Origin of the sequence: Mesorhizobium sp. M0001, from assembly GCF_040324255.1 — a bacterium.
Classification (GTDB): domain Bacteria; phylum Pseudomonadota; class Alphaproteobacteria; order Rhizobiales; family Rhizobiaceae; genus Mesorhizobium.
Map to the genome: position 1 here is coordinate 94,869 of NZ_JAMYVS010000007.1, position 13,304 is coordinate 108,172.

General features: G+C 61.7%; 14 protein-coding genes and 1 tRNA gene. 1 reads left to right on the forward strand and 14 read right to left on the reverse strand.

Annotation, left to right across the window (positions count from 1 at the left end):
- Positions 1-18 precede the first annotated feature (18 nt).
- The 14 genes from NKK50_RS20255 to NKK50_RS20315 form a co-directional block, all read right to left on the reverse strand.
- Positions 19-1,980 (reverse strand): acetyl/propionyl/methylcrotonyl-CoA carboxylase subunit alpha, encoded by a 1,962-nt coding sequence (locus NKK50_RS20255; RefSeq protein WP_352543808.1) that lies wholly within the window; start codon positions 1,978-1,980, stop codon positions 19-21.
- A gap of 49 nt (positions 1,981-2,029) precedes the next feature.
- Positions 2,030-2,407, reverse strand: a complete 378-nt coding sequence (locus NKK50_RS20260) for a hypothetical protein (protein ID WP_023834424.1) — start codon at positions 2,405-2,407, stop codon at positions 2,030-2,032.
- 45 nt (positions 2,408-2,452) lie between these two features.
- Positions 2,453-2,827 carry a hypothetical protein gene (locus NKK50_RS20265; RefSeq protein ID WP_023670207.1) on the reverse strand — a complete coding sequence of 125 codons (375 nt, stop codon included), beginning with the start codon at positions 2,825-2,827 and terminating at the stop codon, positions 2,453-2,455.
- Positions 2,828-2,947: 120 nt separating this feature from the next.
- Positions 2,948-3,136, reverse strand: a complete 189-nt coding sequence (locus tag NKK50_RS31375; RefSeq protein ID WP_502902409.1) for a macro domain-containing protein — start codon at positions 3,134-3,136, stop codon at positions 2,948-2,950.
- Positions 3,087-3,479 (reverse strand): macro domain-containing protein, encoded by a 393-nt coding sequence (locus tag NKK50_RS20270; RefSeq protein WP_502902412.1) that lies wholly within the window; start codon positions 3,477-3,479, stop codon positions 3,087-3,089. The genes NKK50_RS31375 and NKK50_RS20270 overlap by 50 nt, the downstream gene beginning before the upstream one ends.
- Entirely contained in the window at positions 3,480-5,087 is a 1,608-nt protein-coding gene (locus NKK50_RS20275; protein WP_023834423.1) for a carboxyl transferase domain-containing protein, read from the reverse strand.
- A gap of 8 nt (positions 5,088-5,095) precedes the next feature.
- The gene (locus NKK50_RS20280; RefSeq protein WP_155922473.1) at positions 5,096-6,001 is read right to left on the reverse strand and encodes a hypothetical protein; all 906 of its coding nucleotides are present in this window, start codon (positions 5,999-6,001) and stop codon (positions 5,096-5,098) included.
- Positions 6,002-6,010: 9 nt separating this feature from the next.
- Positions 6,011-7,174, reverse strand: coding sequence for an isovaleryl-CoA dehydrogenase (locus tag NKK50_RS20285; protein WP_023805711.1), 1,164 nt, complete (start codon positions 7,172-7,174; stop codon positions 6,011-6,013).
- The gene (locus NKK50_RS20290) at positions 7,143-7,787 is read right to left on the reverse strand and encodes a TetR/AcrR family transcriptional regulator (RefSeq protein WP_023834422.1); all 645 of its coding nucleotides are present in this window, start codon (positions 7,785-7,787) and stop codon (positions 7,143-7,145) included. The genes NKK50_RS20285 and NKK50_RS20290 overlap by 32 nt, the downstream gene beginning before the upstream one ends.
- 69 nt (positions 7,788-7,856) lie before the next feature.
- A complete protein-coding gene (locus NKK50_RS20295; protein ID WP_023709796.1) occupies positions 7,857-8,147 on the reverse strand; it encodes an acylphosphatase in 291 nt (96 codons plus the stop codon).
- Positions 8,148-8,293: 146 nt separating this feature from the next.
- Entirely contained in the window at positions 8,294-9,406 is a 1,113-nt protein-coding gene (locus NKK50_RS20300; RefSeq protein WP_023834421.1) for a pyridoxal phosphate-dependent aminotransferase, read from the reverse strand.
- 211 nt (positions 9,407-9,617) lie between these two features.
- Positions 9,618-10,811: a porin gene (locus NKK50_RS20305; protein ID WP_352499560.1), complete on the reverse strand. Its 1,194-nt coding sequence runs from the start codon at positions 10,809-10,811 to the stop codon at positions 9,618-9,620.
- A gap of 123 nt (positions 10,812-10,934) precedes the next feature.
- Complete coding sequence (locus NKK50_RS31380; RefSeq protein ID WP_502896551.1) at positions 10,935-11,300, reverse strand: GIY-YIG nuclease family protein; 366 nt, start codon at positions 11,298-11,300, stop codon at positions 10,935-10,937.
- 146 nt (positions 11,301-11,446) lie between these two features.
- Positions 11,447-11,537: transfer RNA gene (locus tag NKK50_RS20315), tRNA-Ser, on the reverse strand.
- Between the two features lie 464 nt (positions 11,538-12,001).
- Between NKK50_RS20315 and NKK50_RS20320 the strand changes: the two genes are divergently transcribed.
- A complete protein-coding gene (locus tag NKK50_RS20320) occupies positions 12,002-13,195 on the forward strand; it encodes a porin (RefSeq protein WP_352499559.1) in 1,194 nt (397 codons plus the stop codon).
- Positions 13,196-13,304 lie beyond the last annotated feature (109 nt).

Genomic DNA, 13,304 nt, shown 5'->3' on the forward strand with positions numbered 1-13,304 from the left:
ATTCAAGCCTCCAGCCGGCTATGAAGCCTCTTCAACGAAGCGCACCAGCACCGTTCCGTCGGTGACCTGCGCGCCCTCGGTGGCGATTTCCGCGATCACGCCGTCATGGCTGGCCGCGATCGTGTGCTCCATCTTCATCGCTTCCAGGATCAGTAGCGGCTGGCCCTTGATCACCCTTTCGCCCTTTGCCGCGCGCACCAGCTTGACCACGCCTGGCATCGGCGCGCGCAGGCTGCCGGAAGCGGCGGCCGCCCCGTCGGTGCGCGCCAGCGGATCCGGGACGAGGAAACTGTAGCCGACCGCGCCTTCGAATACGGTGACGTGGCCTGGCCAGCGGGCAAGGCGAGGGGCGGCGCGAAGATCATGCGAATTGACGCTGTCATAGGGCGCGTCCAGCGCCACCTGGAAGCGCCCGTCCGGCCGCACTGAAACACGCGCCAGTATATCGTCCTCGCCATGGCGCAGGCGCGTGCGGCGCGCAATGCTGTGGAAATGCGCATAGCCGGCAAGCGACGACCACGGATCGTTCGACGGCGGCAAGGCACCGGCGCCCGCCGCGGCAAGGGCCGCCGCGGCAACGATCTCGCTGCGCGGCGGGGCGACCGCGGTCAGCGCTTCCTGATGCCTGCCGATCAGGCCGGTATCGACATCACCGGCCGAAAAATCGGCGTCCGCGGCAAGTGCCGCGAGAAACGCGGTGTTGACGGTCGAGCCGGCAATCTCGGTCTGCGACAACGCAGTCCCGAGCGCATCGAGCGCCGCCTGCCTGTCCTTGGCGTGGACGACCAGCTTGGCGATCATCGGATCGTAGAAGGGCGAGATCGCATCGCCGGCCCGCACGCCGGTCTCGACGCGCATGCTGGCGCCTTCGGGCGCGTTGTCGGGAAACGCCAGGTGATGCAGCCTGCCGGTCGCCGGCAGAAACCCTTTCGCCGCGTCCTCGGCATAGATACGCGCCTCGAAGGCGTGGCCGGAAAGCGTGATTTCGCTCTGCGTCTTTGGCAGCTTTTCGCCGGCGGCTACGCGCAACTGCCATTCGACGAGGTCGGTGCAGGTGACCATTTCGGTGACGGGATGCTCGACCTGCAGGCGGGTGTTCATTTCCATGAACCAGAAACGGTCGGCCTTCAGCCCTTGCGAGGCATCGACGATGAATTCGATGGTGCCGGCGCCGGAATAGCTGATCGCCTTGGCGGCTTTGACCGCCGCTTCCGTCATCGCCTTGCGCAGCGCCGGCGTCATGCCGGGCGCCGGCGCTTCCTCGATCACCTTCTGGTGGCGGCGCTGCGCAGAGCAGTCGCGCTCATAGAGATGCACGGCATTGCCAAAATTGTCGCCGAACACCTGGACCTCGATGTGGCGCGGCTTGTCGACATATTTTTCGACCAGCACGCGGTCGTCGCCGAACGCGGCCTTGGCCTCGCGCCGTGCGCCCGACAGCGCCTCGGAGAAATCGTCGGGATGTTCGACCCGGCGCATGCCCTTGCCGCCACCGCCGGCGCGCGCCTTGATCAGAACGGGATAGCCGATCTCACGCGCCTTGGACGCCAGCAGCACGATCTCCTGCGCCTCGCCATGATAGCCCGGCACCACCGGCACGCCGGCCTTTTCCATCAGCCGCTTGGCCGCGTCCTTCAGCCCCATGGCGCGGATCGAGGCGGCCGACGGGCCGATGAAGGTGAGCCCTGCCGCCACCACCTGGTCGACGAAATCGGGGTTTTCCGAGAGGAAGCCGTAGCCGGGGTGAATTGCTTCGGCGCCGGTCGCCAGCGCCGCCGCAACAATCCTGTCGCCGCGCAGATAGCTTTCACCGACGGGCGAAGCGCCGATATGCACCGCCTCGTCAGCCATTTCGACGTGCAGAGCCTTGGCGTCCGCGTCGGAATAGACGGCAACGGTGCGCACCCCCATCTTCCTGGCCGTGCGTACCACCCGGCAGGCGATCTCGCCGCGATTGGCGATCAGGATCTTGGCGAACATGGAGCCTCCCGGGTTTGTCTCGGGCGGCGCCGGTCTGGCAGGAATGAGCCTATTTCGAAGCCGCGATTTTGCAGCCGCCGCTCGCGGTCTGAACCTTCCACTTTTTCAGGCCAACCTGACAGCTTCGCAACGCCAACTCTTCCGCGACCTTCTGAGATGGCGCGTTCAGCCGCGCACCGCAGATGATGTAAAGATCGTCGACGCGCGAGTAGAATGTGGTCGCGTAGGCCGAGTGGCCACTCGCCGCGACATAGGCGTTGTACGACTTCGTGCAGGGCTCCTTTGGATTCAGTGACAACGGAGGCCAGAATCGGGTGTCTCCCTTGCTGCCCGCCAGCGATCCAGCCGCTCCGATACCGGGTGCCGTAAATACGAGCAGGCCGGCAAGCATCGATACAGTAATTCGTTTGATGCGTGTCGATTTCATCTTGCGCCGCCCATTTGAAAAATGCCCAAGCCGATGCTTGTCGGCCTACTTCGATGCCGCAACTTCGCAGCCAGCCCCTGTAATGACCTTGTAATGGCTGCGGGCGGACTCGCAGGATTTCATCGCCCGTTCTTCGGCAGCCTTCTGTGACGGTGCATTCAAGCCCGAGCCGCAGATGATGTACAACGAACGGATCCGGGCATAGGGCGTGGTCGCATAGGCCGAATGGCCGCCGGCGGCCACATAGGCGTTGTAAGCCATGGTGCACTGGTCTTTCGGGCTTTTCGGCAAATACGGATAGAAATGGATGTCGCCTTTGCTTCCCGCCAGCGATGCCGCGGCGCCAACGCCGGGTACCGCAAATATAAGCAAGACTGCAAGTACCGACGCAGTCGTTTTTCCCGAATATTTCGGCCTCATCTTTACCCCATCCCCGTTGCCCAATGCGGGATGAACAATAGCGTCTATTCTCCAGTGCCGCCAGCCTGCTCACCGAAAATTTCTTTTGCGTAGGTGGATGAACCATCTTATCCATGCAGACTAGCATCCTTCAATGGCAGCAACGGCTTGTCGGTATAGTTGAGCTGTTGGCTCGTCGAAGCAGCAGAAAATAACTGTTTCGGGCGTTGAGTTCTGTCCGACGAAGGTACCTGCGATGCCAACGGCAATCTGCGTCGCCTCATTTTTCGGATAACGGTAGATGCCGGTGGAGATCGCCGGAAATGCCACGGTCCGGCAATCCCTGGCGGCGGCGATTTCGAGCGACCTGATAATAGCAGGAGGCGAGCAGCCCGGCTTCGCCTTTTCCGCCGCCTTGCCAGACAGGTCCGACCGTGTGGATGATGTAACGTGCCGGCAGGTGATAGCCCTTGGTAAGCTTTGCTTCGCCGACCTTGCAGCCGTTCAGCATCCGGCATTCGAATTCGAGCTCCGGGCCTGCGGCGCGGTGAATGGCGCCGTCGACGCCGCCGCCGCCCAGCAGCGAGGAATTGGCGGCGTTGACGATGGCATCGACCGCAAGCCTGGTGATGTCGCCGGTGTGGACATGTATCCGTTCGCCGAACTTGCTCATCTACATCCTGAACACGCCGAACTTCGTTTCTTCGATGTCGGCGTTGAGCGCTGCCGAAAGGCTGAGCGCGAGCACTTCGCGCGTTTTCCCCGGATCGATGATGCCGTCGTCCCACAGCCGCGCCGAGGAGTAGAGCGGGTGGCCCTCATGCTCGTATTTCATCAGGATCGGCTTCTTGAATTTCGCTTCCTCGTCCGCGCTCCACTCACCGCCCTTGCGCTCGATGCCCTCGCGCTTGACCACCGCCAGCACGGTCGCCGCCTGTTCGCCGCCCATCACCGAAATGCGCGCGTTCGGCCACATCCACAGGAAGCGCGGCGAGTAGGCGCGGCCGCACATGCCGTAATTGCCGGCGCCGAACGACCCGCCGATGATCATCGTCACCTTCGGCACCTTGGCGGTGGCAACCGCCATCACCAGCTTGGCGCCGTCCTTGGCGATGCCGCCGGCCTCGTACTTTCGCCCGACCATGAAGCCGGTGATGTTCTGCAGGAAGATCAGCGGGATCTTGCGCTGGCAGCACAGTTCGATGAAATGCGCGCCCTTCACAGCACTTTCGGAAAACAGCACGCCATTGTTGGCGATGATGCCGACCGGCATGCCCTGAAGATGGGCAAAGCCGGTGACCAGCGTGGTGCCGTAATTCTGCTTGAACTCGTCGAACTCGGAGCCGTCGACGACGCGCGCGATCACCTCGCGCACATCATAGGGCTGGCGCAGATCCGTCGGCACGATGCCGTAGAGTTCCTGCGCGTCATGAAGCGGCGGCATGGGTTTCTGTAAGGTCAAGCTTACAGTCTTGCGCCGGTTGAGGTTTTTGACGATGCGCCGGCAGATGGCCAGCGCATGTTCGTCGTCCAGCGCATAGTGGTCGGCGACACCGGACAGCCTGGTGTGCACGTCGGCGCCGCCAAGCTCCTCGGCGCTGACATCTTCGCCCGTAGCCGCCTTCACCAGCGGCGGGCCGCCGAGAAAAATGGTCGCCTGGTTGCGCACCATGATCGTCTCGTCCGACATTGCCGGCACATAGGCGCCGCCCGCAGTACATGAGCCCATGACGCAGGCGATCTGCGGAATGCCGGCCGCCGACATGTTGGCCTGGTTGTAGAAGATGCGGCCGAAATGCTCGCGGTCGGGAAACACCTCGTCCTGGTTGGGCAGGTTGGCGCCGCCGCTGTCGACCAGATAGACGCAAGGCAGATTGTTTTGCAGCGCGATCTCCTGTGCGCGCAAATGCTTCTTCACCGTGAGCGGATAATAGGTGCCGCCCTTCACCGTGGCGTCGTTGACCACGACCATCACCTCGGTGCCTTCGACACGGCCGACGCCGGCGATGAGGCCGGCCGAGGAAATCTCCTCGCCATACATGGACCATGCCGCGAACTGGCCGATCTCGAGGAAAGGCGAGCCGGTGTCGAGCAACTGCGCCAGCCGCTCGCGCGGCAACAGTTTCCCGCGCGAAACATGACGCTCGCGCGCCTCCTCCGAGCCACCGCGCTCGACGGTTGCCGCCTTGTCCGCAATGTCGGCAACCAGCGCCCGCATGCGCTCGGCATTGGCGAGGTAGGTTTCGGAGGAGGGCGAGATCTGGGTTTGGAGTACGGCCACATCGGTTCCTATTGCTCTGCCACGACTTGCAGCTTGCCGTCACGGCGCTCGAAAATGTACTCGGAGAGAAGATCAGGTTCGGTCTTGAAAACCTTGTCAATAAATGAGCGAGCAAACTGAACCGCATTGGGAAGCCGCTTGTCTACAACGACGATGGCATCGCGTTTTGGAATGGCTATGAAAACGCCGTTGGGGAATTGCGGTCCAAGCGTGGCCCAGAATTTTTCGGTCAGGAGGAGAGCGGGTGAGATGGCCTCATCCCCTTCGACGGTGAAGATCGATATCCCGTCGAGGATACGCTCCTGCTTGACCTTCGTAATCTGCTTGTTGATGTTTTCCAGAGCAAGCTGGCGAAGCTGTGCGAGTGAGCGGTCTCCAACATCGTCAAGCCGGACGCTGGCGAGCGAGTCCTCATTGTCGATCTGGTAAAGGATCACGACGTCACCCGCCAAGGTTTCAAACGCCGGTCCTTTGTCGGGCTCTGTGCCATCGCCTTTGAAAGCGTCGAGATGTTCGCGCGGTCGAATGTTGGCAATCAGTAGATCGGCCTGGAAGCCGCTTTCGCTATCGCTGAGCACGAGCGTGGTTAGAAAACGTTCGATTTCGGTTTCCGCCTCTCCCGCCGGCAGGTCGCGAATGCGGCCTAGCAGGTTCGTAACGTCCACCTGAAGATGAATATCCTTGCCGGTAGAACCGACCCTGGTTACGTCAAGACGCGCCGGATCGGCGGGGTTGGGAATTGCTTGCTTGACTCGGCTGTCAGCCTTCAGGCGGGAAATGACTTCAACCCGCAGTGCTGCAACGTCTCGAAATTGCGGCATATCTGAAGAGGCGGCATTCGCAAATCCCGACAATGGGATCAATGCGACGATAGTCCGTGCTAATACTCCAAGGTATTTTGGCAAACCAGGCATTGAAATCGCTCACACCCCTTCCGCCATGATCTCGCGCCCGATCAGCCAGCGTCGAATCTCGCTGGTGCCGGCGCCGATTTCGTAGAGCTTGGCGTCGCGCAACAGCCGGCCGGTCGGATACTCGTTGGTATAGCCGTTGCCGCCAAGCAGCTGGATGGCGTCGAGCGCCATCAGCGTCGCTTTTTCGGCGGCAAACAGCACGCAGCCGGCGGCATCCTTGCGTGTCGTCTGGCCGCGATCGCAGGCAGCCGCGACAGCATAAACGTAAGCGCGCGCGGCGTTCATCGTCGAATACATGTCGGCAAGTTTGCCCTGCACGAGTTGGAACTCGCCGATCGGCTGGCCGAACTGCTTGCGCTCATGCACATAGGGGATCGCCACGTCGAGACAGGCCGCCATGAGCCCGAGCGGGCCGCCGGCGAGCACGGTGCGCTCGTAGTCGAGGCCCGACATCAGCACCTCGACGCCGCGGCCCTCCTCATGCAGCACATTGTCATAGGGCACCTCGACATTGTCGAACACCAGTTCGCCGGTGTTGGAGCCGCGCATGCCGAGCTTGTCGAGCTTTGGCGATGCCGAGAAGCCGGCCATGGTCTTTTCGACGATGAAGGCGGTGATGCCGCGCGATTTCCGCTCCGGATCGGTCTTGGCGTAGACCACCAGCGTTTCGGCGTCGGGGCCGTTGGTGATCCACATTTTCGAGCCTTTGAGCACATAGCGATCGTTGCGCTTTTCGGCGCGCAGCTTGAGCGAGACGACGTCGGAGCCGGCGCCCGATTCCGACATGGCCAGCGCACCTGCCCTTTCGCCCGAGCACAATGCCGGCAGGAATTTCTCCTTCTGCGCCGGCGTCGCCCAGCGGTTGATTTGGTTGACGCAGAGGTTCGAATGGGCGCCGTAGGAAAGGCCGACCGAGCCCGAGGCGCGCGAAATCTCTTCCACCGCAATGACATGGGCGAGATAGCCCATGCCGCTGCCGCCGAAATCGGGATCGGCGGTGATGCCGAGAAGGCCGAGCGCGCCGAGCTCTTTCCACAGATGCGTGGGGAATTGATTGCTGCGGTCGATCTCGGCAGCAATCGGCGCTATTTTCTCCTGGGCAAAGCGGCGCACCAGATCGCGCAGCGCCTCGATGTCTTCGTCATGCCCGAAGCTGAGTGTGTTCGTGTACATGCCGTTCCTCCCCGATTTCGATCTTCGCGCCAACCAGGCGCATTGTCATTGAAAGATATGTCGCCGTGACTTCAGCCATCGACAGCCGCTCGCCCGGCCGGAACCAGACGATGACGCCGGTCATCATCTGGATCAGGGCCATGGCAGTGAGCCCGGTGTCATCGACACTGAAGGCGCCGGCCTCCGCGCCGTCGCGCAGGATGGCGCGCAACTCCTTCTCATAGGCGGTGCGCATGCGAAGGATCTGCGTCAGCCGGTCATGCGACAGGCTGCGCAATTCCATGTTCGAGACATGGGTGGAGTGGCGGCGCTCGATGTGGAAAGCGATGTGGTTTTCGACATAGGCGGCAAGCCGCATTGCCGGATCGGCTGCGTCGGGGCGTGCGGCGTCCCACGCTTCGATCAGCCCTTCCATATGTTCGCGCATCAGCGTGAACAGCAGGTCTTCCTTCGTCGGAAAATAGCGGTAGAGCGCGGCCGCCTGGACGCCGACCTCGGCGGCAAGCTGTCGCATCGACGTCGCCTCATAGCCGAAGCGGGCGATCAGGCTGACCGCCGCCTCGCGGACGGCCGCTTCAGTTTTTTCGCCATCGGATCCCGTTGTGCGTGCCATGATCGCCTCCCGGTATTTAGTAATAAAACGAACGTTCGATTAATTCAAGCGGCAATAAAGTGGTTCCGTCTAGACAATGATCCGAAAGTCGATGGGCGCGTCGAGGAGTTCGAATTCTTCGATCTCGACCTTCGAAACCGAAGCACCCCGTGGCCCTTGCCGGAGCCGTTCGATCATTGTGGAAACCGCAGCATCGGCACCGGCAATCGAGGCCGTCACCGTGCCGTCTCGTTCATTGCGTACCCAACCTACGAGGCCAAGCCCTATCGCTTCGCGTCGCGCCCACATCCGATAGCCGACGCCTTGCACCTTACCATGCACGCGCGCCTGCACCGCCTTTTGCCGGTCGTTATCTCCCATGCTCAAGAACTGGCGCGGGATCGGACGAAAGCAACAGCCTTGAACGGTTGGATTGTTGTTGGATCGACGGAAGCCGGGGACCCGGCTGATTCTGTCTTGGCCTTTGGCGGCATTGGCAGGCCGTGTCGCGACGGCAATCGGCCGGGCTAATTTCCCCGCGCAGCGGCGAGCGCGCCGGGCAGTTCCTCGGCAAAGATGTCGAGCTCATGATCGAGGCCGACGCTGACCCTTATGCAACGGTCGAGCCCTGGCGCCATCGGTTTGCGAATGAACACGTCGCGCGACAAAAGATTTTGCAGCACTTTCAGCGCGAAGGCGCCGTCCTTGCCGCAATCGATGGTGACGAAATTGGTCGCCGATGGCAGCGGCTTCAGCCCGTTCGTCTCGGCAATCCCGGCTATACGTGCGCGTCCGGCAGCGACTCGCGCCACCACGCTGTGCAGCCAGTCCTGGTCGGCCAGCGCCTCGACGCCGGCGATCTGCGCCATGCGGCTGACGCCGTAATGGTTGCGGATCTTCTCGAAATCGCGGATCACCTCAGCTTCGGCCACCGCATAGCCGCAGCGAATGCCGGCCAGCCCGTATGCCTTGGAGAAGGTGCGCATGCGGATGACGTTGGGCCGCGCGACATCGATCGGCGGCAGCGCCGAGGCCGGCCCCAATTCGCCATAGGCCTCGTCGAGCACCAGCATGGTGGTTTCCGGCAACGCTTCGACGAAGCGGGTGATATCTCCTGCTTCCCACCAGCTGCCCATCGGATTGTCCGGATTGGAGAGATAGACCAGCGGCGCCTTCTCCTTGATAATTGCCTTGAGCAGTCCATCCAGACTTTCCTTGTCGTTCTCGTAAGGCACCGTGACCAGCCGGCCGCCGACGCCGGCAATGTGGAAATTGAACGTCGGATAGGCGCCGAGCGAGGTGACCACCGCGTCGCCAGGCGCGACATACATGCGCGCCACCAGGCTAAGCAGCCCGTCTATGCCTTCGCCGACCACGACGTTTTCGGCGCCGATGCCGAGATGGGCGGCCGCAGCCTGCTTCAGCTCGTAATTGTCGGGATCGCAATACATCCACTGGTCACGCGCGACGCTCTCCATGCGCTCGATAACGCGCGGCGAAGGCCCGAAACTGCTCTCATTGGCGCCGATGCGAGCGCGAAACGCACGTCCGCGCTCGCGCTCCTGCGCTTCCGGTCCGACAAACGGCACCGTGGAGGGAAGCGCGCCGACAAGCGGCGTGAGGGCAGGGCGCTGGCGCATGGCAAAAGCTCACGAGAAAATGGCTCTTCTTGCTAGCGTGCCCGATAGGACGGCGCAAGTTCTGGCGAGGCGCAAGGCGGCGCCTTTGCCGATCTGCCGGTTGAGCCAGAAAACCCCTCGAGATCCGCACGGCGACCGATCAGTCCGGACGCCTCACAAGAAAAACCCGGCGGTTGCCCGCCGGGTTCGATTTTCAGCCAGGTTCTGCCTGTTAGAACGAGCGCTGGAAGCGGAGGAGACCGCCGATGCTGCTCTTCTTGTCGGCATTGGTAAAGTTGGAGAAGTTGGCGTCGTCGAACTTGCCTGCGTTGAGGTAGTCGACTTCGGCCGTGACCGTGAAGCCGGGAACAACGTCGTAGGCGATGTTCGCGGCGACGCCGAGGTTCTTCCACTCGTCATACGAGACCTGGGCATTAAACGAGGTCTTCTCGTTTATGGTGTAGGTGCCGCCACCCCAGAATGCCCAGTTGCCGCCCCACTGCTTGTAGAAACCGCGGCCACCGGCGTTGATCGCGTTGCCGTTGTGAATCAAGGTCGTGTCGTCATTCAGGTTGTCGTCGGTGCCGTAGCCGCCCATGATGAACAGCGACAGGTTCTGCATCGGGGTGATGTCTAGGCGAACCTTGCCGGCGACTTCTTCATAGTTGCTGTCATAAGCGACGACGCCGGTGATGGCGCCCCAGCCCTGCGTGTACTTCACGCCGCCGACGACATGCGGAACGTAGCTGTCGATCGTGCCGACGACGCCCGAGCCTTCTTCAAGAGAGACGACGGCCGAGAAGCCGTTGCCCGCATCGAAGTAGTACTGGACCACGTTGGTGTCGAAATCGCCGTAGGGAACGAGCGTATCCTGGAGGACGTTGCCGGCGTAGCCGATGAACGTGTCGAAGGCCGATTCGTCCTTACCGACGCGCAGGCCACCGAGCTGGATCCAGGCGAAGTTCAGCGAAACGTTCTTGTTGCCGGCAGGGTTGGAGTTGAACTCGTCTGCTTCCGTGGTCGGATCGTCTGCCGACGGGTAGCCGTTACGATTGCCGAAGTTGAAGCGGGTCTCGGTGTAGGTCTTCAAGGTGCCGAGTTCGGTTTCCTGGCCGGTCCAGGTCTTCAGCGTGAAACGGGCATTCTTGTAGAAGGTGTCCTGCTCGTCGCCATCCTTATGGTCGAAGGACCTCGCACCGTCGAACGAGCCGACGTCGCCCACGCCGATGTCGTAGCGGACATAGCCGCCGATGCGCAGGCAGGTTTCGGTGCCGGGGATGTAGAAGTAGCCGGCGCCGTAGACGTCGCAGATCTTGACGTATTCAGCCGGTTCCGGCTCGGCGACGACGACGGCGTCGGCGGCGCGCGCACCGGAAACTGCGATCAAGGCCGCAGCGGAGCCGAGGAGAAGGCTCTTAATGTTCATTTTCTGACCTCCAGTCAGAATCGAACAAGATAGTGAAGCCGGCGACAAGCGTTTTCGCTGTAACCAATTGTTATTGTTGAAGTTTATTGAAAAGATGGACCTTTGCGGCAGGTGATGCGGCCATCACCACAGGGGCTTGTTGGCGAAAGCATGCCCTGAACCGGATTTGAGATAGCGCTCGAATGAAGCTGCCTTGGCCTGGTTCGAAAAGGCCATATAGCTGACGATCCGCCACGGCAGAAACTTGGATGTATGGCTGGATTTCCCCGCATTGTGCTCGACAAGCCGCCGTTTCAGGTCTGTCGTTATGCCGATATAGCGTTCGCCTTCCGCAGCCGTACTCTCCAGAAGATACACATACCACGTGAGCTGCTCTCCTACGCCAAGGCTTCGGAGGGCATCCTCTCCGCCATCCTGCTTCGCGCTGAGGGTTGGGCTTGTCCTGCGAAGCTCGAAGAGCGAAGCAGGACTGCCAATCGAATTTTGCAAGGGATTTTCTGGGCCTACGCTGTGCGGCACGTAGCACACCACACGGTCCGGCCCTCCTACGCCAAGGCTTCGGAGGGCATCCTCTCCGCCATTGCTTCGCGCTGAGGGTTGGGCTTGTCCTGCGAAGCTCGAAGAGCGAAGCAGGATGGCGGAGAGGATGGGATTCGAACCCACGAGAAGCTTTTGACCTCTACTCCCTTAGCAGGGGAGCGCCTTCGACCACTCGGCCACCTCTCCGTTGCGCCGCTGGATAAAGAAAAGCGCGGGCACAATCAACAAGCCGGCGCCATTATCTATGAAAATTCCGGATTCGGCTGCGGCGTCGCCTTTTGCATGCGGCGAATCTGCGGCGGCTCCCTGGCCGGCGAGTCGGCAGCAGCGCCGCAATTCCGGCCGGCGATCGCCGGATTATGCCGCTATGCGGCGCGCTGGACAAGGCTTCCGGGCCCCTCGATAGTTAATGAGAGCTTTCTGACTGAGGCCAAATCGTGTCATTTGTGCAACAACGCCGGGGGATAGCACCCGCACAGCCCTTTTGCCGGTACGATCGTGGTTGAACGCCGCCGCCTCATGGGTAATGTCGATTTCGAAGGAGCGGCGCGGTGCGCATCTTTTTCGGTAGTGGGGATGGGGCAGGGAACGCTGTCCTTCAGCAAAGAATACCCAGACCCGTTTTTTAACTTTTGACTGGAGGTCAGAAAATGAACATTAAGAGCCTTCTCCTCGGCTCCGCTGCGGCCTTGATCGCAGTTTCCGGTGCGCGCGCCGCCGACGCCGTCGTCGTCGCCGAGCCGGAACCGGCTGAATACGTCAAGATTTGCGACGTTTACGGCTCGGGCTACTTCTACATCCCCGGCACCGAGACCTGCCTGCGCATCGGCGGCTATGTCCGTTACGACATCGGCGTCGGCGACGTCGGTTCGTTCGACGGTGCGACGTCCGCCGACGTTGAGGACGGCGGCAGCAACGACACCTACTACAAAAAGGCCCGCTTCTCGCTGAAGACCTGGACCGGCCAGGAAACCGAGCTCGGCACCTTGAAGACCTACACTGAGACCCGCTTCAACTTCCAGAACAACAACCGTGATGCGGGCGCGCTTGGTGACGTCAATCCTGCCGGCAACACCGGTGCTTCGCTGAACTTCGCCTGGATCCAGCTTGGTGGCCTCCGTGTCGGTAAGGACGAATCGGCCTTCAACACGTTCATCGGCTACGCCGGCAACGTCATCCAGGATACGCTCGTTCCCTACGGCGATTTCGACACCAACGTCATCCAGTACTACTTCGACGCGGGCAACGGCTTCTCGGCCGTGATCTCTCTCGAAGAAGGCTCGGGCGCGGGCGGCTCCACGGTCGGTTCCTACGGCGTCGGCACGATCGACAGCTACGTTCCGCATGTCGTCGGCGGCCTGAAGTACACGCAGGGCTGGGGCGCCATCACCGGCGTGCTCGCTTACGACAGCAACTATGAAGAAGTCGCTGGCAAGGTTCGTTTGGACATCACCCCGATGCAGAACCTGTCGCTCTTCATCATGGCCGGCTATGGCACCGACGACAATTACACGGACCCGCTCTATGCGTTCCCGGCCGGCGGTCGCGGCTTCTACAAGCAGTGGGACGGCAACTGGGCAGTCTGGGGTGGTGGCACCTACACCATCAACGAGAAGACCTCGTTCAACGCCCAGGTCTCGTATGACGAAGGTGAGAACCTCGGCATCGCCGCGAACATCGCCTACGACGTGGTTCCCGGCTTCACGGTCACGGCCGAAGTCGATTACGTCAATGCAGGCAAGATCGACGAGGTCGATACCCTTGGCTCGAACCACAACTGGACCGGTATCACTGATGGCGACGACGCCATCGGCGGCATGCTCCGCTTCCAGCGCTCGTTCTAAGGGTTGGCTTTAGACAAATGAATACCAGCCCGGGCGCGTCAACGCCCGGGCTGTTTTGTTTCGTGACTGGGTCAAGGCAAGCAGAAGGAACAGGGGGAATCGGCAGCTG

Bases quoted from the DNA above. Each gene is read 5' to 3' on its own strand.
- NKK50_RS20260 (WP_023834424.1), bottom strand. From the start codon at position 2,407: ATGAAATCGACACGCATCAAACGAATTACTGTATCGATGCTTGCCGGC.
- NKK50_RS20265 (WP_023670207.1), bottom strand. From the start codon at position 2,827: ATGAGGCCGAAATATTCGGGAAAAACGACTGCGTCGGTACTTGCAGTC.
- NKK50_RS20290 (WP_023834422.1), bottom strand. From the start codon at position 7,787: ATGGCACGCACAACGGGATCCGATGGCGAAAAAACTGAAGCGGCCGTC.
- NKK50_RS20320 (WP_352499559.1), top strand. From the start codon at position 12,002: ATGAACATTAAGAGCCTTCTCCTCGGCTCCGCTGCGGCCTTGATCGCA.
- NKK50_RS20285 (WP_023805711.1), bottom strand. From the start codon at position 7,174: ATGTACACGAACACACTCAGCTTCGGGCATGACGAAGACATCGAGGCG.
- NKK50_RS20270 (WP_502902412.1), bottom strand. From the start codon at position 3,479: ATGAGCAAGTTCGGCGAACGGATACATGTCCACACCGGCGACATCACC.
- NKK50_RS20305 (WP_352499560.1), bottom strand. From the start codon at position 10,811: ATGAACATTAAGAGCCTTCTCCTCGGCTCCGCTGCGGCCTTGATCGCA.
- NKK50_RS20255 (WP_352543808.1), bottom strand. From the start codon at position 1,980: ATGTTCGCCAAGATCCTGATCGCCAATCGCGGCGAGATCGCCTGCCGG.
- NKK50_RS20300 (WP_023834421.1), bottom strand. From the start codon at position 9,406: ATGCGCCAGCGCCCTGCCCTCACGCCGCTTGTCGGCGCGCTTCCCTCC.
- NKK50_RS20280 (WP_155922473.1), bottom strand. From the start codon at position 6,001: ATGCCTGGTTTGCCAAAATACCTTGGAGTATTAGCACGGACTATCGTC.
- NKK50_RS20295 (WP_023709796.1), bottom strand. From the start codon at position 8,147: ATGGGAGATAACGACCGGCAAAAGGCGGTGCAGGCGCGCGTGCATGGT.